The sequence below is a fragment of the uncultured Sunxiuqinia sp. genome (genome assembly GCF_947495665.1).
Taxonomy (GTDB): domain Bacteria; phylum Bacteroidota; class Bacteroidia; order Bacteroidales; family Prolixibacteraceae; genus Sunxiuqinia; species Sunxiuqinia rutila.
The window spans coordinates 1-22547 of record NZ_CANLZV010000018.1 but is presented as its reverse complement, the minus strand read 5'-3'; the positions used below and the strand labels follow the sequence as shown (position 1 = coordinate 22547).

Genomic DNA, 22547 nt, shown 5'->3' with positions numbered 1-22547 from the left:
CCACCCCTTCCTCACCTGCATCATCCCTTGCTGAACTGTGCAAATAATCTTCCGGCCTCCCAACAATTATTCCGGGCACGTAAACAAATCAATCCACTCTACAACCGTTAACGTCAGGTAGTAAGTATATCCCAGTGATATTTTATTGTGGATTCCCATGAATGGATGAAAGTACAATTTTTTAGGTTTATATGGGTTGTAAATCGATTGTTAAAAAGGACCGGATTTGCAATCCGGTCCAGCCAATAAGAGCTTCCGATATATCCTGAAGGCACGGGTTGAAAAACCGCACCCGAGAGGGCTGTAGTTACCGTTTCTTATTGCTGGTAGCTACTACTCCTTATGGCTGGTAGTTACCGAGTCTTGTTGCTGGTAGTTAGTACTCCTTATGGTTGGTAGTTACTGGTACTTGTTTTGGCTTTGCCAAAATAAAAAGGGCGGTAGCCACTTGAAGCTACCAGCCCTTTTCGAAAACGAACCTCTTCCTGGCATGTATTGCTGAAGAGGATTTCTTCGCGTTAGCTGGCCAGGCTAAGCATGGGTTCAAGCCTTCCGGAAGAGATTTCCTTGTGCCCTTTAAGGATTGTACGAACCTCTACCTGGTACTCGCCAGGCGCAAGTTGAGTTACCAGGAAGTGGAGTTCGCCGGGTTTGTTTAAGGAAACAACCGTAACCCTGGTTTCATTGTTGGTGGCGTCAATAAAGAAGATGCCCTGTGCGGGATCAGCCGGATCGTACTTCAGGTAGCTTCCTCTTAAGCGGGCCAGCCCACCGGAACTGACTTGCTCATTGACACTGTTTAGCGATACATCGACAAACTGTTCAATAACTGGGCGTACTTTTTCTGCTTTAACCTTTTGGGGGCTGATTGACGAGGCTGTTTGCCGTAATTCAAGACCTGGTGCCAGGTTTAGCCGAACCATATGCCGCCCCGGATCGTACGAATCATCCAATCCGTGAAAGACTCCTTTGATGCTTAACCCGATATTAAACAGGGGGGTGGTGATGTGATTCCCCATGGCCGCTTGTTCACAAACCACTTCGCGTTCCATTTTCAGTACGGCCAGAATATCGGTTTCCGTTAGTGTAGAGCCACGTACCAACATCAGTTTTACCAGGTCGTCCTGGTTCAGGCTTGTTCCATTGGTAGTCACCGCCATGTAATCGCCCGGATCACTGGTCAGGTGATTTTCGAATAAGGCATAATTTAAAGCCATAGTATTCTATTTTTTGAGTGTGAAAGGAAAAGGTGCATCAGAATAAGCCGAGCCTGCGAAGTTTCCGGTTGCGTAGCCTCGCTTATAAGTGTGACAGAGAGTCCTGGCATGAATGTGTGGTCGTCAGGAATATGAGCGACAGGGAATATTTTAAATGCCAAAGGACTAAAAGGTAAATCTTGTGATTATTTATTGCTGAAATTCGAAGAAGGTAACCCGAAAGTGCCCATGTTATTGAACATTATTTTTATGAAAAGAAAATAAAAGCGCTTTCAAAACAGGCCGGACAAGGATTCCGCCATAGCTTACAATTATTACAATCCTTCTTTCGTAAAATTGCCAATAACCCTAAACGGACACGATAAAAGAAAAATAGTTTAGCCTGCCCGGCTAAAATTTAAAAACAACGAATATTTCTCCATGCATAAAACAGATTTATATACCTTTGCCTTTCTGACTTATTGAGAACTTTCAAAGTAAATGCAAGTATTAAATTTTGATACCATTGTTATTGGCAGTGGCTTAGCAGGCTTAGCAGCAGCCTATCATGCGTCGAAACACGGAACCGTTGCTATCCTTTCAAAATCACAGTTGGACACCAGCAACTCCTACTATGCACAGGGAGGCATTGCCGGTGCAATAGCCGAGGAAGATTCCCCCGAATTACATTATCACGACACGGTTGTTGCCGGGCGTGGGCTCTGTGAAAAGGAGGCCGTTCAACTGTTGGTAAACGAAGGCCGTGACCGAATTCTGGAGCTGATTGAGCTGGGAATGCAGTTTGACAAAAAAGACGGCGACTACGTTTTAGGACTGGAGGGCGGCCACAGCAAGCGTCGGATTTTGCACGCCGGCGGCGATGCGACCGGAAAAGCGCTGACCTGCTTCCTGCTGCAGGTTGTGCAAGAACAGCCCAACATTACGTCATTCGAATATACGGCAGTAACCAGGCTGCTCATGGAGGACGGACAGTGTACCGGCGTTCAGGCCATTGACTTTATCACAGGCAAAAGCATGCTTGTAACCGCCAAAGCCAGTATTCTGGCCACGGGCGGGCTTTCGCGCCTGTTCAGCCGAACCACCAACCCACATACGGCAACAGGCGACGGAATTGCTTTAGCTTATGAGGCCGGCGCCGAACTGGCTGACATGGAATTCATTCAATTTCACCCGTCAGCCCTTTACCTGAAAGACAAAGACGCCTTTTTAATCAGCGAAGCAGTCCGCGGAGAAGGAGCCTGGCTGCTCAACGCCAATGGTGAACGCTTTATGAAAGAAGTACACCCGTTGGCCGAACTGGCTCCGCGCGACATTGTGGCCTTCTCCATTTACCGGCAGATGCAAAAGCTGAAAAGCCCACACATCTACCTGAGCTTAAAACACCTGAACCCGGAAAAAATAAAAACACGTTTTTCAACCATCTACAATAAACTGAAAGAGTACGGCTACGACATGACCTCCGACCTGCTACCGATTGCTCCGGCAGCACATTACATGGTTGGCGGCATCAGAACCGACCTAAACGGAGAAACCAACATCCCCGGGCTATTTGCCTGCGGCGAGGTTGCTTCAACCGGAGTAATGGGTGCCAACCGGCTTGCCAGCAACTCTTTGCTCGAGTGTCTGGTATTTGGAAAACGGGCTAGTGAGCAAGCCGCAAAACGCAACCCCCTGTCGCCAAAGCAAACAGCACCAGCTGCACTTTCCAACGATCCGAGAAACGAAGAAGCATTCCTTCTTCTCAAAAACAAGGTTGCTGATTTAATGTCGGAGAAAGTTGGTATTGTACGCAACGGGAAACAACTGGAGGAGACGATAATCCAACTGGAGGCCATGCTCAAGCAGCTTCCGGCTGAAATAACCGACTACAATGAATTAAAAGCCAAACAGATTATACAGATCTGCCTGTTGATTAGCCGGTCGGCCTTGCTACGAGAGGAAAGCCGTGGCGGTCATATCCGGGAAGATTTCCAACACGAGTCTCCCGACTTCAGGCTACATATCATTCAACAAAAAAATAAAGAACCACTATTTATCCCCATTCAAAAATGATGAACGCACAAGAACTTGAAGCAGCTAAAACATTAATTCAGCTGGCACTGGACGAAGATGTTGCAACAGGCGACATAACCACCGATAACCTCATTCCGGCAGAAACCCGCCGCAAAGCCTACATGGTAGCCAAAGCCGATGGTGTAATTGCCGGCTTGCCCATTGCCGAAATGGTTTTTCGCCACTTTGATGAAAGCCTTGTTTGGGAACCTCAGGTGGAAGAAGGTGCTCGCGTTACCAACGGAACCGTATTGGTGCGTTTCGAAGCATCCTACCGGGCTTTGCTGACAGCCGAACGTACAGCACTGAACTTTTTCCAACGCCTGTCGGGCATTGCCACCATGTCGGCCAAATATGCCGATGCGGTAAAAGACACGAAAACGGTGATTCTGGACACGCGCAAAACCCTGCCCGGATTCCGCATGCTGGATAAATACGCTGTCAAAACCGGAGGAGCCAGCAATCATCGTATTGGATTGTACGACATGGTGATGATTAAAGATAACCACATTGAAGTGGCTGGCGGAATTACTCCGGCCGTGGAGCAAATCAAAAGTAAAATTCCGGCAGATATCAAAATCGAAGTGGAAACCACTACTCTTGAGCAGGTGCAAGAAGCCGTAGATGCCAAAGCAGACATTATTATGCTCGATAATATGGATAACGAAACCATGACAAAAGCCGTGCAACTGATTGACGGAAGAGCCAAGGTGGAAGCTTCGGGCAACATGACTATCGAACGCTTAAAAGGCGTGGCTGCCACCGGGGTTGACTACATTTCAATTGGAGCCTTGACCCATTCGGTACAAGCCATGGACATCAGTCAGCGATTGGAAGAATGAACTTGGTTATTGACATAGGAAACAGCCGCATCAAGCTGGCTTTATTCAACGAACGCGACCTCATGTTCAACGTTCCTCTCGACGAGCTAAAGCCTGATCACATTCAGGTCTTACTGGATGAACATGATGATTTAAAGCATGCAATCGTTTCCTCGGTGCGCGATTACCCGCAGGAGCTAAACGATTTCCTGAAGCGTTCGTTTGAAACCTTCATTGAGCTGGATGCCAATACGCCTGCGCCAATTACCAACCGGTACCAGACGCCGGAAACATTGGGGAAAGATCGGCTGGCAGCTGCCGTAGGTGCCACCGAGCTTTTTCCACATCAAAATGTGCTCGTCATTGATGCGGGAACAGCAATCACCTATGAAATAATAACCGCCAATCAGGAGTATTTAGGCGGAAATATCTCACCCGGGCTGGAAACCCGTTTCAAATCGCTGCATCAGTTCACCGGTAAGCTCCCACTTCTACATGCCACCGATGACTTCAAAATGCTTGGCACTGACACCGATTCAGCCATCCGCGCTGGCGTGCAAGTCGGCCTCCTGTTTGAAGTTGAACAGTATTTAGACTACTTTAACACTATTTACGAAAATTTACAAGTCATTATTACCGGGGGCGATGCTAAATTCTTTGATAAGAAATTAAAAAATTCCATCTTTGTAAACTTTAATTTAACACTCATCGGTTTAAACAGAATTCTGGAATACAATGTTAAAAACACTTAGAGGAATCTTCATCAGCGGATTATTCATTCTACTCGGACTGACTTCATTCGCACAGAACAATAACACCTCATCACCATTTTCCCGCTTCGGTTTAGGAGACCTTCATCCATACTCCTACGGACGTTTTGCCGGAATGGGTGGTGCATCATTAGGTAGCAGACATCAAGTACAGATTAACTCCTCCAATCCAGCGTCCTATGCTGCGATCGACAGTTTATCGTTCATTTTTGAATTTGGTGCCGATGGCCGGATTTCAGAATATAAATCAGCCAACTCGAAATGGACAACCAATGATTTCAATTTCAGGTACTTTTCCTTCAGCTTTCCAGTAACTCGCTGGGCCGCTGCCACCGTTGGAATTAGTCCTTATGCCGATAAAGGGTATGAAGTTTATGTAGAAGAAGATAATCCGAATATTGGCCGGATTGGAAAAAGCTATTTCGGAACAGGAACAATTTCAAAAGCCTACTTCGGAGCAGGTTTTAACCTCACCGAATCCCTTTCAGTGGGAGCTAATCTTTACTACCTGTTTGGAACACTGAACCAAAACAACTCCATTTATTTCATTGATGATCCGATACAATACGGATTTAATGAAACGGAACAAACCCGCCTTCGCGACTTCGCTTACTTGCTGGGTGCCCAGTACGATATCAAATTGAAAACCGATGAGTTCCTGACCATTGGAGCCACCTTTGAGAAAAAAGCCAAATTCACGGCTTTCCACTCCTTAACACAGGACAAAATATTGAATTCCGGAGGAGGCTTGCTAACCGACTCGATTAAGCACATTCAGGATGAGCCAGGAAAAATTCAGTTGCCCACAAGTATGGGCATTGGGCTTAGCTACACCAAGCTAAACAAACTGGAGGTAAATGCGGATTACTACCGATCTCAATGGAGCGAAGCTAAATTTTACGGAAGCACCATTCCGGAGCTTACCAACCAAACACGCTACAGCCTGGGAGCGGAATACATTCCGGAAGCCACATCCATCCGAAGCTATTTCAAACGTGTTCAATACCGGGCTGGAATCCACTTGGATAAATCATACTTAAAAATTAACAACCAGCAACTTAATGAGACTGGCATGAGTTTTGGTGTAGGATTACCAGTCGGACGTTCGAAATCCACCATTAACTTAGCGGTGGAATTAGGTCGCCGGGGAACCGTAAAAGACAACTTGATTCGTGAGAACTATACCAAAGTAAGTTTATATTTAAAAATGTTCGATCGCTGGTTTGTACAACGAAAATTCGACTAATTTTTAAAAAAGTGTAATTTAATAATACTTGATCATGAAACCTTTATTTTCCAAAACAATCTTGCTCACCATCGCACTCGTTGCAATGACAGGATTTTCCGTTATTGCCCAAAGAGTCATCAAGGGCACCGTTTACAGAGAAGGAGAGCCAGCAGCTGGGGTAACTGTTGAAGCTCACAAATCCTCAGACTCTTATATGACTAGCTTTGATGGTAAATATGAAATCGAAGTCAGTGAGAAAACAAAATACCTGGAGTTTACCTTTATTGACGACAGACGTAAACTGGACATTGAAACAAACCCCAGCAATGTTATCGACTTTAGTTTTGACGGAGAAATTCCGGCTAAAGGAGCTGGTGCTGACGCAGCCGGAGGTCTTGACCTGAGAACAATGGAAGAATTGGTGAAAGCCAAAGATCGTGATTTCATGGCCAACTTGTCTATGTATGATCAATTCTACAAACAAGACGATTACAAATCAGCCATGGCTCCTTGGGAAAAAGTATACTACAAATATCCCAAGTCAACGCTGAACTTGTACATCCATGGAGCGAATATGTATGATGCATTCATCAACAAGGAAAACGATTGGAGCAAAAAAGATGCACTCATCGATTCATTGATGTCTGTTTACAATCGCAGGATAAAATACTTCAACCAGGAAGGTTATGTTTTGGGTCGCAAAGGAACCGATTATCTTAAGTACAAACTGGATAACGAGAACCTGACTGACGATGAACTGAAATCCATCCTTAAAGAAGGATATGGGTACCTGGAAGAAGCCATTAAACTGGAACAAGAGCAAACAGAAGCTGCCGTTTTGGTGGTATTCATGCAAGCTACAAAGCGTTTGTTCCTGATGGGCGAATTCCCAAAAGATAAAGTGGCTTCCAACTATCAAACGGCATCCGAAATCATCAACAATTACTTGAAAGAAGAACCAAACAGCGAAAAATACACCACTTCAAAAGAATTGGTTGACCGCTTGTTCCAAACCAGTGGTGCAGCCGATTGTGAAGCGTTGATTGCGCTATATGAACCTCAATTTGAGACTATCTCTCAAGATTCTGAAGAATTGAAAAAAATGCTTCGGATTTTAGAGCGTCAAGACTGTACCGACAGCCAGCTGTTTGCTCAAGGATCAGATAAACTTTATCAGTTAGACCCTTCAGCTGAAGCAGCTTTCAACATGGCTCGTTTGTTTGTAAAACGTGACCAGTTTGAGCGTGCCAAAGAATATTACAACAACGCCATTGAAGCTGAAACAGACAAAGAATTACTGTCGAAGTACTACTACGAGCTGGGTTCTTTTGTTTTTGCCAAAGAGAATAACTTCCAACGCTCTCGTGACCTGGCCCGTAAAGCCATTCAAAACAATCCAAGCTCAGGCCGTGCCTACATCTTGTTGGGAGACATTTATGCTTACTACAGTAAAAACTATGGCGAAAGCGACTTGGAACACCAATCATTATACTGGTTAGCAACAGACTACTACCAGAAAGCCAAACGTGTAGATCCTGAAGTATTTGGAACTGCAAATGAAAAAATCAACCTCTACAAACAATATTTCCCTGACAAGGAAAGCTTGTTCTTTGAGGGATACCAGGAAGGTCAAACCTTTAAAATTGGTAGTTGGATCAATGAAACAACAAAAGTACGTGCCAAGTAAACAAGCACACATTAATTATTCTAAAGTGAGCATTGCAATTCTCCTAGGGGGAATTGCAATGCTTTTCTTTTCCTGTGCCAACAAAATTGAAAAGATAAAAGAACTGTCAGCCGGAGAAAATACGGCTGGGATGGAAGCGGAAAACTATGAAATGATTCATTCCGATTCAACCATCATCCGGTTCAAATTAATTACTCCCAAGTTAATTCGCTACGATAAAAGCGAAGATCCGTTTGTTGAATTTCCCCAAGGTGTAGAAATCGAACGCTACAATGAAAAGATGGAGCAAATTGCTGGCATTACAGCCAACTTTGCCCGCTTTTATGAGAAAGAATCCAAATGGGAAGCCAAAAACAATGTGGTGGCAGTAAACCCTTCCGGCGACACCCTAAAAACAGAACATCTGATTTGGGAAGAAAAAAAAGGAATCATCTATTCGGAACAGTTTGTCAAAATTATACGTAAAGATCAGGTAATTACCGGCATGGGGTTTGAATCCGATCAAAATCTTTCCAACTGGATGATAAAAAAACCCAAAGGCCCGGTTTATATTGAAGTTGACGAATAACAGCACATGGAAACCCTGATTATTACTATCCTAATCACCATCTTGTTTTCCGCCTTCTTCTCCGGAATGGAGATTGCCTTTCTTTCGGCCAATAAGCTAAGGCTGGAACTCGATAAACAACAAAATTTTATCAGTGCCCGTATTCTGGGCCTTTTCACCCGAAACCCGGGGCAGTACATTGCGACCATGCTGGTGGGAAACAACATTGCGCTGGTTATTTATGGTATTGCATTCGCCAAGCTCTTAGGCCCGTTTTTCGACCGCTTCATTCCACAGGACAGCATTGTACTGTTGCTTCAGACCATCAGCTCCACCCTGCTGATTTTGTTTACGGCCGAGTTTTTACCTAAAACACTTTTTCGCATCAATCCCAATTCCTTTTTGCGTTTCTTTTCGCTGCCACTAGGCTTTTTCTTTTTACTGTTCTTCCCCATCACCCGGCTTACCATGTGGATGTCGAAAGTTCTGCTGAATACCTTTTTCAAATCATCGTTTAATCACAAAGCCCGGAAGAATGTTTTCAACCGAATTGACCTGGACCATTTTGTGAATGAATCGGATGAAGCCCAGCAACGTCGCGAGCACGAATTAGAAAATGAAGTCAAACTGTTTCGAAATGCCCTCGACTTTTCCAAAGTTAAGCTTCGCGAAGTGATGGTACCACGCACCGAGATGGAGATCATGGATCTCAATTCCAACGTGGACGACCTAATTCAACGCTTTATTGAAACCGGCTATTCCCGAATCCTTTTTTACCAAGACAACATCGACAACATTGTTGGGTACATTCACCATTCCTCCATTTTCTCAAACCCGGGTTCTATCCGTTCAAACCTGAAAAAAGTATTGATTGTACCCGAAACCATGCCAGCCAGCAAACTGCTTAGCAAGTTCATTTCGCAACACCGGAGCATCGCCATTGTTGTTGACGAGTTTGGCGGCACTTCCGGTATGGTTACCAGCGAAGATATTTTGGAAGAAATTTTTGGCGAAATTGAAGATGAGCATGATACTTCTGATTTTGTCGAACGGCAAATCAGCGAAAACGAATACATCCTTTCGGCCCGGATTGAGCTGGATGATTTGAACGAAAAATACGACCTCGGATTTCCTGTCAAAGAACATTTTGAAACCCTGGCCGGCTTCATCCTGTTTCACCACGAAAGTATTCCCAAAATCAATACGGTAATTGACATTGATAACTACCGCTTTAAGATATTAAAAGCCACACATACCAAGATCGAATTGGTCAACCTTAAGATATTGGACAACACCTAAAATAAAAAATGATTCTTAAGGTTTAATTCTCAAAATTGCTATCTTCGTACCTCGTAAAAAAAATAAGTAAATCTATAATTCAATAATTATTAGTCAATGGCTACATTACAGAAAATAAGAAATCGTGCCGGCTTGTTGGTAGCGATCATTATTGGACTTGCATTGGTTGCCTTCATTTTAGGTGACATTTTTCGCTCAGGTAGTTCATTATTGAGACCTCAGCAGTTGGAAGTCGCTGAAATCAATGGAGAATCGATTCAATATCCTGATTTCCAAAGGCAGGTTGAAGAAATGGCAGAAATCTATAAAATGAACACAGGTTCGACTCAGCTTGATGAGAATACTTGGGTTCAGGTGAGAGAGCAAGCCTGGCAAAACTTAGTGCGTCAGATCGTGATGAGCGAAGTTTATGAAGAATTGGGCTTAACGGTAACAGCCGATGAACTGTTTGACATGGTTCAGGGAAAAAACCTACACCCCATTATTCAACAGCTATTTCGCAATCCACAAACCGGACAAGTTGATAAAACTGCAGTACTTCAATTCCTAAAGTCATTGGAACTGAATGCAACTGCTCAGCAAAAAGCATATTGGCTATACATTGAAGAACAAATAAAGGAAGAGCGTATTCAAACCAAATACAACAACCTGGTTCGTCAGGGATTGTATGTAACATCTGCTGAAGCGCAAAAAAGCCTGAATGCCAAAAACAAGCAGGTCAATATTCAATACATCCGTCTTCCTTACATTTCTATGTCCGACAGTGCTGTTTCAGTTTCTGATAGCGAACTGAAAGATTACTACAAAAAGCATCAGGACAACTACAAGCAAGATGAAAGCCGCACCATTGAATACATTACGTTTGATGTGAAAGCAACCGAAACCGATGATGCCAATACCTTGAAGTGGGTGGAAGACATCAAGGCAGAATTTGCTAACATAACTGAAAACCAGCAATACGTGAACATCAACTCGGATGTGCCTTTCGAGAATGTTTATCAAAAGAAAGAAGAGCTTTCTGATGACATCGCAGACTTCGCTTTCAGCAGTAAAGTCGGAGATGTTTACGGTCCCATCAAAGAAGGCAATGCTTACTCTTTGGTTAAAATTGATGATATCAAAGACCTGCCTGACTCTGTTCAAGCACGCCACATCCTGATCAATCCCGAAAAACTTGGAAGCTACGAAGCTGCACTGGCCTTAGCCGACAGTCTGAAAGGCTTGATTGAAAACGGAACAAGCTTTGCCAAATTAGCTGAGCAATATTCGGAAGATACTGGTTCGGCTCGTGAAGGTGGAGACTTAGGCTGGTTCAGAAAAAACCAGATGGTAAAACCTTTTGAAGAAGCTGCATTTAATGGTGAGGTCAATAAGTTGTACACGGTAACTACGCAATTCGGCGTTCACCTGCTTCAACCAACCCGCAAAGGAAAATTGACCAAGCAAGTTCGCTTGGCTAAACTTTCGCGCAACATCGAACCTAGCACGCAAACTTACCAAAGCGTTTATGCTCTAGCCAGCAAGTTCGTTTCTGAAAACCAGGATTACAAATCATTTGATGAAGCCATTGCAAACGAGAAGCTGACCAAAAGATTTGCAACTATTGGAGAAAATGACCGCGAAGTAAGAGGTCTTGCCGATTCTCGTCCACTGATCCGCTCAGCTTACGAAGCCGATGTAAAAGATATTTTGCACAACAACGAAGGCTCTGCAATTTTCGAACTGGGTGACAGCTTTGTTGTAGCCGCTTTAGTGAGTGAAACCGAAGAAGGAATTGCCTCTTTTGAAGAAGTAAGACCTCGGGTTGAACTGGCTGTAAAAAAACAAAACAAAGGAAAAGCCTTGGCTCAGAAAATCAAAGATGCTGCCAATGGTAAATCGTTGGAAGCTGCTGCTGAAGCACTGAATACTGAAGTACAAACTGCCAATGGATTGACTTTTAATTCAACGTCAATTCCTGCAGTAGGCATGGAACCAGCTGTCATTGGAACACTAGCCAGTCTGAACCAAGATGAGCTGTCAACTCCAGTCATTGGCAACAACGGTGTTTACCTTGTAAAAGTGGTATCAACAACTGAAGGCAACGACACTGATTTGATGGCCGAGCAAATGCGTTTAAACCAAACAATGGGTTCTCGCGCTCTCTATCAGGCTTATGAAGCCCAGCGCAATGCTGTAGAAATTGAAGACAACCGGGCCAAGTTCTATTAATTGAACGGCTCCAACAACATATAAAAAAGCAGGCTTTGAGGCCTGCTTTTTTTATGCGCTCTATTTTAGTTAATCTTTGATCGCCTATCCCAAGTTCACAATCATTAGCGGATGCTAATAACACGAAAACTGCCGCCCCACAGATAATTGCAAGCAACTCCCTCAAACTGCCTTACAGCACCAAAAACGTCCTTTTTACAGCCGATACAGAAGTTGGTGAATGCAGAACAAGAGTTCGGAGCAAAGTCCGGCTACTGCCAGCAATTAAGCTTAATCAAACCAGCCCCAATGACAGGCGCCGCTGCACCGTTCCAAAATCCAATATCGTCTACAATTTTAGTGTATCAAAATTCTTCGGTAAGAATCGGAGTGAATGAAAGGTTATGAACACTTACAGTTCCTGAATATAAATCTCTTTAAACTGCATAATCAGTGCATCCTTTTCATGAATCTGAAAAGCAATATGCCCTTTCATGCCCACATTCAACGCGCGATGGGTTTCATCATTTAACGTGCCCGCCCCTTTGTAGTTGGTAATTTTAATGCCGTTCAGCCAGGCTTCAATTGACGTGCCGACACAGCGAATGCGCATCACATTCCACTGGTTGGTTTCTTCGGCATAATAGAACAATATCTTCTTCGATTGCATCGATTCATTCACCCAGGCATTGCGGGGTAGGTTCGGAAAAATCCAACGCTGATTTCCGTCCGTTTCATCCCAAACCATGCCGGTGCGCCAGGGTTGCGGCGCATGAATTTCCACTTCCGGACCATCCATCGAATAGGTTTCGTCATTGTAACGCGACCGCACCTGGACACCACTGTTTCCACTGCTTGTTCTAAAAGCCCTGAATTTAAACTTCAACTCAAAATCCCCATATTCTTTTTCCGAATACAACCAGGCACTTTCGTGCTCCGGATTGTTTAACGAGTTGGCCATAATGGTTCCGTCAATCACCCGATAAAAAATATAGTAACGATCCCTATTGGCTTTTTTCTCCACCCAACCGTCCAGGTTCTCTCCATTAAATAGCGAAACAAAATTATCTTGAGCAATCGCATTGGACAATACCAGAAAAGATAAAAGGATAAAAGTTAGCTTCAGGTTCATAGAAATTCGACTTGGTTCAAGTTTGTTTTTTTTCATTTAAGAACAAGCCTTAAAGTTCGAATTTTCATTGCTGAAATGCAAGTGCTTTATTTGCCCTGTCAGCCTTCCGGATTCATCCCAAAAACATAACCTTCGCACACACTTATTACGTAAACGCCACTGTAATCACCTGAACAAAAGCACCATTCAATTGTCTAAACTATTTAAAATCACAAAACAATGACAGACCGACGCGAATTCCTGAAAACCATGGCTGCCATGACAGCTGCCATTTCTTTGCCTTCCACCCTTTATGCCAACGGCCCGCAACGCGATAAGCTTGGCGAAATACTTCCTCTGCGCAAACTCGGAAACACCGGTGTAAACATTACCATGCTTGGCGTTGGAGGATACCACATTGGCTGGACCACCGAGCGCAATGCGCAAGAGGTGATTGAAGCGGCGCTGGAAGGAGGAATCCGATTTTTCGACACTGCCGAACAATACGGTCCCGGCACCAGCGAAGAGCGCTACGGCAAATATTTAACCCCAAAATACCGCGAACTGGTCTTCTTAATGACCAAAACCCTGGGACGCACAGCTAAGGAAACGCAACAACACCTGGATGATTCGCTTCGCCGCCTGAATACTGACTATCTGGATCTTTGGCAAATGCATTCGTTAACCACTCCGGAAGATGTTAACAGCCGAATGCAGGAAAAAGTGCTGGATGTATTGATTCGGGCCAAGGAAAGTGGAAAGGTAAAACACATAGGATTTACCGGCCACCAAAACCCATTTGCACACAAACGCATGCTGGAACTCACGCGCGATACAAACCTGATTGACACCGTTCAGATGCCCGTCAATGTATTGGATCAGTCGTATTTCAGCTTCACGCAAAATGTGATGCCCGAACTGATGGAGCGCAATATTGGTGTGTTGGCTATGAAAACCCTGGCTGACGGCCGATTTTTTGCGACCAAAGAGCGCGCCAACTGGCACACTGATGACCCTGTAATCCCCAATTACATCAGCATGGAAGAAGCCCTGCACTTTGTTTGGTCGCTTCCGGTGAGCACACTGATTACCGGAGCGGAGAAAGCCGACTACATTCGGGATAAAGTAAAGATGGCCAAATCATTCATCAAACTTAGTGAGGACGAACGCCTTGCTCTGGTCGAAAAAGTAAAGGACAAAGCGCTGGCCGGTACAATCGAATATTTCAAACAGAAGCCAGCTTAATACGGCCTTGCTTGAAATCACAAGCCAAGTTTTCGACAATGAAACTTCAACGAATCCTGAGTGGAGGGCAAACCGGAGTGGATCGTGCAGCACTGGATGCCTGCTTGGAAGCCGGTTTTCCCTGTGGCGGGTGGTGCCCGGCTGGCAGAAAAGCAGAGGACGGGCGCATTTCCTTGCGTTATCCGCTGCAGGAAAGCATGAGCGGCACATACGACGAGCGTACCCGGTTAAACGTATATGATTCCGATGCCACCTTAATTATCTTTAGCAGGGAACTTACCGGTGGAACCTTACTGACCTACAATTATTGCAGATCAACCAACAAACCCGTTTTTCTGTTTGAAGTATCGCCTTTTTTCATTGAAGAAACTATGAATCAACTAATTCAGTTCCTGAGCATTCACTCCATTCGCACACTCAACATTGCCGGTCCGCGCGCCAGTCAATGGCCCCAGGCTTATGAAGCCGGGCGACTGATTACAACTCAACTAATCAGCCAACTTAAAGCTTCCTTTTAGCTTTTCTCACCAAAACAAAAAAGGTCTGACGATTTTCGTCAGACCTTTTCGTATTCTTTTCAATAGTTTTTACTTCTTAGCCATCTCCAACGCTTGGGTGGTGGTGTAGTACTTGGTAATCATGTTTGGTACTTCCCACTCCGGCAATTTCCCCCACTCCAGGTAGCGCAGGTATTTTTCAGTAACTTGGGCAAAATGTGCCTCATGCCCCACTTTGTATGTATCCGGAATTTCAACAGTCCATAGTTTGTCTTCCAGCTTAACCAGTTTCAGTCCGGGATATTTCGTCGCGATATCCTGATTCACGGCTTTCTGCAAACCGCCCTCAAAAGTTTCCAGGCCTTCATCAATTTTTGCCTGAATGTACACGGTTGGTTTGTAATTCTGTTCAGCTCCTTGTTTGATAATAACATCACACAACGAACCGCGCATAATGCTGTAATGGGTATCACCGGTTCCTTCTGGAGCCTGAAAGTTCCAAATAACCGATACCTTGGCGTATTTGCCTTTCAGCTTGTAAGTAAATTCGCCATTGGTGTAGACCTGCAATTTTCCATCCACCACATCTTTCTGAAGAAAATCAGGGAACGCATCTTTCTGCGTAACTTTCTGAAACTGATCCAGAGTCAGTCCTGTCGTCCAGCGGCTGGCATTCACCATTTCCACATCAGACTTCTGAAGGATTTGCTCCGGAAAAGCTTCCCACTGAATCATGTCAACCAGGTGGGTAGTCACATCAACCATTCCTTCACCTTGTTGCTCGGTATCAAAAAACCAGTCCGGACGCTTGATTGGATTTCCAGCTACATACTTGAAAATATGGTGTACACTTTCCTTTGTAATTGCCGGCTCCTCGGCCGTTCCGTCCTGCAATTGTCCAAACACTTCCGGAATTTTAGATAATTCACGCTGAATGATGGTCGTAATCTCATACCGTTCAGTCATGATATCATACAGCAACACGCCATTGGCTTCGGCAGCCTTAAAAGCCTCTTCCAGCATGGCAAAACCTTCTGAATTGATGGCCATTGGTTTATCAGCATAGATGTTAATTCCGGCATCGGCCGCTGCTTTGATGTAATCTATTTTTTTTGCATTATTGCCCGAAACCATCATGACGTTTCCTGGCTTTTCAGTCAGCATTCGTTCCAGGTAATCGTCACCGGTATATACTTTTTCAACCCAGTTGGTGGGATTTTCGGCACGTGTGTTAAATCCTTCAATTCGGTTCAGATGATCCTGCACATCTTCTCCTTCAGGAGCATAAACATAAACCGTTGGGTCGACCTGCTCATACATTTCTTTCTGAACCAGAGCCGCATGAAAGTGACCGGGATCCAAGGTCATAATTTTAACTTCGCCTTTAGCTCCTGTGAAGGCAGACTTTGGTTCTTCCGAGGTCGCTTTCTTTTGCCCTCCGCCCGAGCATGCTGCGAAAAGTACGACCGATAACAACATAAAAGTATAAGATTGATTTTTCATTTTGCTAAATAATTCTAGATGATTTAGTTCGTTTGTACCACAAAAATAAGATTTTCCGCCAACCAACAGCAGTTAGGAACACTTAACAGGTTCTTTTTCCGTCAATATCTTTAAAATCGATTTCGTAGGTTTCCCCGTTGTGCAAGCTTATTGTTGCCCCCAAAGCTGAGTAGTTTTCTGTGATATCCTTAATTTTTATATCCTTAATTGGAGACAACTCTTCTTCCGTCCATTCACCATCATCCATTTTATGCAGCATTACGGTAATCATCAATTCCATGGCCGGATTTTTGGCCATCCGTTTTTTACGGGCATAAATCACCGTACTTTCATCCGCCTCAGCGTTTCGGTTTTTATGAACCAGATGCTCCAGTTTATCCCATCCGCGATAGGCAATCAATGCAAGTTGCCGCCCCGGAATAGCTGCTGTTATAACCTGCTTGTCCTTCGATTCAAACTGATTTACCACTGCCTTTCCCCCATTCAGATGAGGCAGTCCAAAGTGCCCAAGAGTCAGTTCATATTCAAAGGCCAGACGCGAACGATCAACCCGAATCACCCCACCGGGAATCGTAATTTCAGCCAAATCGATCATATAGCCAACGCCGTTGTTAGGCGGCTTACGCATAATAGCCTGCCGGTACAGCACGCCCTTGCGTACGCCATTGTACAACATACTCTGAGAAATGGTATAGGAGCGGTTTTTCTCCGAATCATTATCAACCGTTAATCCCGTAAGGTAGAAGTTCACATCGTCGCCCCGCACATCACGCGGATCATGGCTGCGATAACAGTATTCCATGGCGGTTCCGCCTTGCGGGTTGTGATCTTCCCAAGGGAAATGCGTATTGTAAACCAGCTTCGAATAGTTCGGATCATCGTAGTAAACTTTTCCGGGCACAATTTCAGATGTACCTGTTTTTCCATGGTTAACCAGAACCAATCCGGGGCTATCCAAAATGGTACGAAGCGATTGCTTGCCCAGAGTTCCCCACATACCTTCATTTTCACGGGTAGTCCAGAAAGGAGAATCCTCAGGCAATGCCAGGCAAATGAATGGCAAAAACATCAGAAAAGGGCTGCCCGCACAACTGTAATTTTGAACCATGTATTCCTTTTGTCCATAAAACCCGAGACTTGGAATGTCGTTGCAGAAAAATTCTTCGCGGGTTACAAACTGCAACAAAGAACCTGAGCACAATCTTCTGGCCCATCCGCCATCCAGCTGCGTTTTTTCTTTCAGCATAAAAGCTACCGGAAAGGCGCCCGACACCCAGGTGCGGTAACAAATACTTCGTGACCACATGTTGATGTATCCGTCGCGCCCAAAAAATCCGGTAAGTGATTCCATCAACTTCTGAGCCGATTTTTCAATAATCTCAGCAATCTCCGGATAGTACTCATCCCCAAATGTTCGGTTCCAGATGGTAGTATAAACAATGAACAGACTGATGGAGTAGTAGTTGTAGGTCTGCTCGAGGTACCAGCCATCTCCCGAGTGGTAAGAAGCTACCCACAGCAAATGACTCTTGAGCAGTTCATCATCAATTTCATAACCGTATTTTTTCAGAAATGAAAGGGTAACAATGTTGAATATTCGCCAGTTGTTTTGAGTGGTGCGGTGGTGGGCCCATTTTGAAATGGTAACAACCATCTCATTCTTTTGCGCTTCGGAAAACTGCGACCAAATGGTATCGGGCATTAGCAGCAAGGTCTTAAACAAACCGCCAAATTCGCAGGTAAACTGGTAATTTGAATCGGGTAAATCTTCGGGTAAAGGCAACGAATTGGCATGTCCCGGAGTAAAGGTATTGTATAGCTGCCGGCAGTAATAATCGCGCAGATTGATGCCATTTATGGTGGTTTCCGGATCAACATGAATGAGTGGTCCGGCCAGGGTAAAGGTCCGTTCCAATGCCTCGAACTCAGCCGAGCGGTAGCGCCAATCGGGGGCATTGGGTTGCGGATAGGTTTTTCCCGGAACAATGGGAAAAGTGAGTGGCGTATCAATGGAGTCGATGTGCTTAAACGCACGTTCCAGCAAGTACTTTGCCAGCTCAATGTAATGTTTCCTGGTCATCCCCGTATGCGGACTCAGGTCAAAATCGGGATTCTCTACTTCAAAGGCCTTTTTCATTTCATCTGATTAAATGATGCTCCTCCCACTATCCAAAGCAGGCTAAGCATACACACGTTGTTTTAAGGTTGTTTTTTTTAATTAAGAACAATGGTTTCCCTGCCGCAGCACATCCTCCCCTTCTCTTCTCCGATAAAAATTCGATTGAATACGCCAAAGCAGACAAACCAGGTTCTTAACGCTTTTTTTAATCTCGTATTAATGTCCTGAATTTACTTCAGCACATAATTGGTTCCGTAGGGGAAACGCTGCGGACGACGGAGGTATGCGTTGGCTTCATCGTCGTTTCTGAACCGCTCTGCTGTCGGATCCCAGTGCAGCTTTCGTCCCAGTTTCATGGCAATATGGCTTACCAGACAAACCGTACAGGCGCGGTGTCCGATTTCAACCGGAGAGATGGGCTCCTGACGGCTTTGAATACAATCCAGCCAATTGCCGTGTTGCTCATTGCTTCGGTACAAATGAATTTCATCTTCACCTATTTTCGACTCCAGAATCTTACGATCACTGGCATCCAGCGCCTTGGCACTCTTTTCTTTATCCACCGGATCGCTGGCCGAAGCCACATAGCTTCCGCGCGAAACGAAAATCCAGCCATCGGTTCCTTCATAACGAATTCCGTTGGTATATCCTCCGGAAGTATACATGGTAATGCCATTGGCATATTCGGCTTTCACCATAAAATCGCCATGTACATTCCACAAACCTGATTTCGGGAATTCAGCCACTGCCTCAACAGAAACAGGGCCGGTATATTCGGTATCCATCCCCCAGGCTGCCGAGTCAAAATGGTGTTGTCCCCATCCGGTAATCATTCCTGCTCCATATTGTTCCACGCGTAGCCAGCCCGGACGTCCATAGCCTTTCTGCGGGTGGACGCCAATTTCGGTGTAGGGCACCTCCGGGGTCGACCCGAGCCACATGTCGTAATTCAATCCTTCAGGTACAGGCATTTCAGCAGCTTCAGGTCCGGAGGGATCGCCCGGCAAACCAACTTTTACCGTATGCAATTTCCCAATACGGCCGTTGCGAACCAACTCGGCAGCAATGCGAAACTGGGGTGACGAACGCTGCTGTGTTCCAACCTGCAAAATCACGCCCTGCCGATGAACGATATCACTCAGTTGGCGGCCTTCTTCAACCGTTAAAGAGGTTGGCTTTTGCAGGTAAATATCCTTGCCGGCCAGGGCGGCTTCAATGGCTGGTTGCGAATGCCAGTGATCCGGTGTACTAATCATGACCGCATCGATGTCCTTATTTAAAAGTAATTCCCGGTAATCTTCATACATCTTCACATCCATGTACTTCTCGCCCAACTTCTTGTTGTAAAAATCCTCGACTAGTTGCTTGCCATCCGCCATCCGATTTCGGTCAACATCACACACCGCAACTACGCGGGCAATATCGTACTTCATAGTTTCAGCCAAATCATGGCTTCGGGCAATACGGCCACAACCGATTTGGGCAATATTGATTTTGTTGCTTGGCGCATTTTTCCCCAATACCGAAGAAGGAATAATGGTAGGAAGAATGATGGTGCCAGCTGCTCCGGCCACCGTATTTTTCAGGAAATGACGTCGTTTCATAAGTTTATTGTTTTGTAGGTTAAATAATCGTTTTAAAGATTTGCAGGTGAGTCGTCGCATTTCAGATCGCCTAATACATATTGCGCACCATCCAGGTAAAACTTCAGCAATCGGCTATCCTCAAAGCTCTGTGCATTGTGCGAAGGCGACACATAAAACACGCGTCCTTTTCCATGTCTTTTAATCCATGACACGTATTTAATCTGCTCATCAATAGGTTTCTTTTTCTTGGTCAGCTTTGAACTGTCCATATAAAGCAAGGGGCGAAAATTCTTTTTCGTATAGGCTTTATTAAAAAGATATGGTTCATCAACATGCACAAAGCCTTTGCCGTCAAAAGCCTTAACCAACGGATGATTGGGCTCGGCCAACTCCAAGGTAAGCTCCTGCTGGGCGGGATGATAATCGAAACTTCCCCCCACCATTTCACTAAACGCCATCGAGTTATTTTGCATGACAATGGCGCCATGCACCACCATCAGACCACCTCCTTTTTCCACGTACTTAATCAGGTTTTCCTCCAGCTCGGCCGCTTTTGCAGTCCTTTCCTCCTCAGTCAGATTTTCGTCCTGATCCAGCACATCCATAAATAAATCTCTTCGTGGGCCAACCGAGCAATTATTGTTTAAAACCACGGCATCATATTGTTTCAGGCTTTTCTTTTCAAACTTGAAAATGTCGTTGCTAATCTCCACCTCAAAGGCTCCGGACTTTTCTCCCAGCACTTTTATCACGGCATTGGTATGCGGAATAACCCAGTGATTGAAGCCCGTAAATAAACTAAAAACAAGCACTTTTCGTTTTTTAGCCGGTTGAACTTCGGCCTGATCCGGGGCCAACTTGATAATCTGTTGAATCCACTCTTTGTCACATTCAAATTCCTTATGCTGCGCACTGGCAAGCATAATTGAGAAAATGAATAAAATACTAATCAAAATTTGTTTAGGCATGATTTATCTGTTTTATACAATTCTTACATTTCATGAAACCAAGCTAGTTCTTAACCTCAATTTGGGGAGGATAGGCAAATGCCTGCCAATAACGCTCCGCTTTTTCCCGGCTAAGTTCTCCATCAAAAATCAACATTCGGTACTTTTGTGAGTAATTTGTTCCCCGTTCAATTTTCCAGTCATTGTGCCGTATGGGACAAAACTGAAAATAAACATCACCTCTTCCGCCGTTGGCATCAACCGGCCAAACACGCATGGGTTCCGGGTATTCCCGGTTTGAAGGATGGCTCATAAATAAAATGCCACTTCTACCCGAAGCAGCTTCCCCTTCCACAATGCACCAGCGCGCTTTGGTTCCGTCTGCCGTCAGTCGGTCATTCCCCTCCGAAGTCAGTACCGAGCTGTTTTCCCTGGTCCATTTTTCGGTAGCACGAAAGCCAATTCCACCACCGTAGCGGTATGCATCGAGCAGTATGCCCGAATCCAACGGACTATTTAAACGACTAGTGTAATCAATCAACCACACTTCTCCTTTGGGATCAATATTCCAGGCAGTTACATCCAGCATTTCATTCAGCGCCACCTGATCGGCTCCTTTGGATCCAAAATCAATATGTTGCTGCAGCGCGCTAAATCCGCTAAAAACAGATCCTTCTACTTCTGAAATAAAATCAGCAAACCGAACTGTTCCCTGCCCTTTAAAAAGGTTCCAGAAATCGACTTCACGCCCGTTGATATGTGTTTTGGTCCAGGGGCCCCAAATGCCATAGTGATGATAATGATCCGGCGCCTGAATACGCGTTAATTCTTCGCCGCCCGGCGACCAGAGAGGATGTATAAAACCGGAGCGCTTAAACAGCGGGTTCACCCCTTCGGGCGGATAGACTTCGGCATATTGGTAGTTTAGAATAGGCTTTTCATTGAAGATCAGTTTTAGCCCCTGCTGATTTTTCTTCAGTAGAATTTTGGAATCCGTAACCACCTCTTCAGTGGCTTTATAAATATACTCCCGGCTTTTGCCCTTGGGGAGCTTATCATTCAACACAAACCACAGTCTGTCGCTTTTCCCGGACTCCAGCTGGCTTGACACCGGAATCTCATTCTTGCCATCCAATAGAAAAAGCTGAAAATGATGGTTATTCAACTCCAGCTTAGCCGATGAAAGATCAACACTCACCGGACAATTGAATCGATCGTAGTCGCCTGCCAGAACCTGAAACCGAAATTCCTGCTGGGACCTGACCAACATGGCTGCTAAAAGCAAACCACAAATGAGTGAAAATTTTAAACGCATAGCCTTCAAGTTACAAAGTTCAGTCATGTAAAAATAGCTTAAGCAAACAGATCCGACCAGTACTATTATTGCACTTACCTATATTATTATTGCAGAATAATTCTATCTGTAAATACCTATCTCTATCTTGGAGTGGTTAGGCAAGCTAGAAATCTTTTCAGATAAAACGAAAAAGGCCTGCTCGTTTTGAGCAGGCCTCCATTGGTTGTCAGGTGAATTAAGTTGTGGTATGAATGATCAGTTTCGGAAAAGGAAAAAATATTGATTATTCATTAACTCTTTATTAATCGAATCACTTAAACGGAAGCTTCGCCGGGAACAGGCACCTGGGCTGTATCAACAATACCCACATCACCCATGATGTACGTATCAGGACCCAGTTTGATGTCTGAGTTCATCAGCTCTTCAAAAGT

The 22547-nt window shown here is 44.8% G+C and carries 17 protein-coding genes; 10 read left to right on the top strand and 7 right to left on the bottom strand.

Features of this window, described 5'->3' with window-relative positions:
• Positions 1-518: 518 nt before the first annotated feature.
• Positions 519-1217 (bottom strand): DNA-binding domain-containing protein, encoded by a 699-nt coding sequence (locus Q1A18_RS16875; protein WP_299583392.1) that lies wholly within the window; start codon positions 1215-1217, stop codon positions 519-521.
• Between the two features lie 480 nt (positions 1218-1697).
• Here Q1A18_RS16875 and nadB point away from each other — a divergent pair, with 480 nt between their 5' ends.
• The 8 genes from nadB to Q1A18_RS16835 all read left to right on the top strand — a co-directional run bounded on the left by nadB (position 1698) and on the right by Q1A18_RS16835 (position 11832).
• Positions 1698-3269: an L-aspartate oxidase gene (gene nadB / locus Q1A18_RS16870; RefSeq protein ID WP_299583389.1), complete on the top strand. Its 1572-nt coding sequence runs from the start codon at positions 1698-1700 to the stop codon at positions 3267-3269.
• Positions 3266-4111 carry a carboxylating nicotinate-nucleotide diphosphorylase gene (nadC, locus tag Q1A18_RS16865; RefSeq protein WP_299583386.1) on the top strand — a complete coding sequence of 282 codons (846 nt, stop codon included), beginning with the start codon at positions 3266-3268 and terminating at the stop codon, positions 4109-4111. The genes nadB and nadC overlap by 4 nt, the downstream gene beginning before the upstream one ends.
• Positions 4108-4842: a type III pantothenate kinase gene (locus Q1A18_RS16860; RefSeq protein WP_299583383.1), complete on the top strand. Its 735-nt coding sequence runs from the start codon at positions 4108-4110 to the stop codon at positions 4840-4842. Before nadC ends, Q1A18_RS16860 begins: the two co-directional genes overlap by 4 nt.
• On the top strand, positions 4826-6106 hold the full coding sequence (locus tag Q1A18_RS16855) for a hypothetical protein (RefSeq protein ID WP_299583380.1): 1281 nt from the start codon (positions 4826-4828) through the stop codon (positions 6104-6106). The genes Q1A18_RS16860 and Q1A18_RS16855 overlap by 17 nt, the downstream gene beginning before the upstream one ends.
• Positions 6107-6140: 34 nt before the next feature.
• Positions 6141-7775 (top strand): hypothetical protein, encoded by a 1635-nt coding sequence (locus tag Q1A18_RS16850; protein WP_299583377.1) that lies wholly within the window; start codon positions 6141-6143, stop codon positions 7773-7775.
• A complete protein-coding gene (lptC, locus tag Q1A18_RS16845; protein ID WP_299583374.1) occupies positions 7747-8343 on the top strand; it encodes an LPS export ABC transporter periplasmic protein LptC in 597 nt (198 codons plus the stop codon). The genes Q1A18_RS16850 and lptC overlap by 29 nt, the downstream gene beginning before the upstream one ends.
• A gap of 6 nt (positions 8344-8349) precedes the next feature.
• Positions 8350-9621, top strand: a complete 1272-nt coding sequence (locus tag Q1A18_RS16840) for a hemolysin family protein (protein WP_299583371.1) — start codon at positions 8350-8352, stop codon at positions 9619-9621.
• A 96-nt stretch (positions 9622-9717) separates the two neighbouring features.
• Positions 9718-11832 carry a SurA N-terminal domain-containing protein gene (locus tag Q1A18_RS16835; RefSeq protein WP_299583368.1) on the top strand — a complete coding sequence of 705 codons (2115 nt, stop codon included), beginning with the start codon at positions 9718-9720 and terminating at the stop codon, positions 11830-11832.
• A 391-nt stretch (positions 11833-12223) separates the two neighbouring features.
• Here Q1A18_RS16835 and Q1A18_RS16830 read toward each other — a convergent pair whose 3' ends face one another.
• Positions 12224-12943: a DUF1080 domain-containing protein gene (locus tag Q1A18_RS16830; RefSeq protein ID WP_299583365.1), complete on the bottom strand. Its 720-nt coding sequence runs from the start codon at positions 12941-12943 to the stop codon at positions 12224-12226.
• A gap of 219 nt (positions 12944-13162) precedes the next feature.
• On the opposite strand from Q1A18_RS16830, the gene Q1A18_RS16825 reads away from it, so the two are divergent.
• The gene (locus Q1A18_RS16825; RefSeq protein WP_299583362.1) at positions 13163-14167 is read left to right on the top strand and encodes an aldo/keto reductase; all 1005 of its coding nucleotides are present in this window, start codon (positions 13163-13165) and stop codon (positions 14165-14167) included.
• 38 nt (positions 14168-14205) lie between these two features.
• Entirely contained in the window at positions 14206-14685 is a 480-nt protein-coding gene (locus Q1A18_RS16820) for a putative molybdenum carrier protein (protein ID WP_299583359.1), read from the top strand.
• A gap of 69 nt (positions 14686-14754) precedes the next feature.
• Here the strand turns inward: Q1A18_RS16820 and Q1A18_RS16815 are convergent, their stop codons facing one another.
• The 5 genes from Q1A18_RS16815 to Q1A18_RS16795 form a co-directional block, all read right to left on the bottom strand.
• On the bottom strand, positions 14755-16167 hold the full coding sequence (locus Q1A18_RS16815) for a putative oxidoreductase C-terminal domain-containing protein (RefSeq protein ID WP_299583356.1): 1413 nt from the start codon (positions 16165-16167) through the stop codon (positions 14755-14757).
• Between the two features lie 82 nt (positions 16168-16249).
• Positions 16250-18304: a DUF2264 domain-containing protein gene (locus Q1A18_RS16810; RefSeq protein ID WP_299583353.1), complete on the bottom strand. Its 2055-nt coding sequence runs from the start codon at positions 18302-18304 to the stop codon at positions 16250-16252.
• A 212-nt stretch (positions 18305-18516) separates the two neighbouring features.
• Positions 18517-19890, bottom strand: coding sequence for a Gfo/Idh/MocA family oxidoreductase (locus Q1A18_RS16805; protein ID WP_299583350.1), 1374 nt, complete (start codon positions 19888-19890; stop codon positions 18517-18519).
• 32 nt (positions 19891-19922) lie between these two features.
• On the bottom strand, positions 19923-20840 hold the full coding sequence (locus tag Q1A18_RS16800) for a ThuA domain-containing protein (protein ID WP_299583347.1): 918 nt from the start codon (positions 20838-20840) through the stop codon (positions 19923-19925).
• Positions 20841-20883: 43 nt separating this feature from the next.
• Positions 20884-22161, bottom strand: a complete 1278-nt coding sequence (locus tag Q1A18_RS16795) for a PmoA family protein (RefSeq protein ID WP_299583344.1) — start codon at positions 22159-22161, stop codon at positions 20884-20886.
• Between the last annotated feature and the right edge of the window lie 386 nt (positions 22162-22547).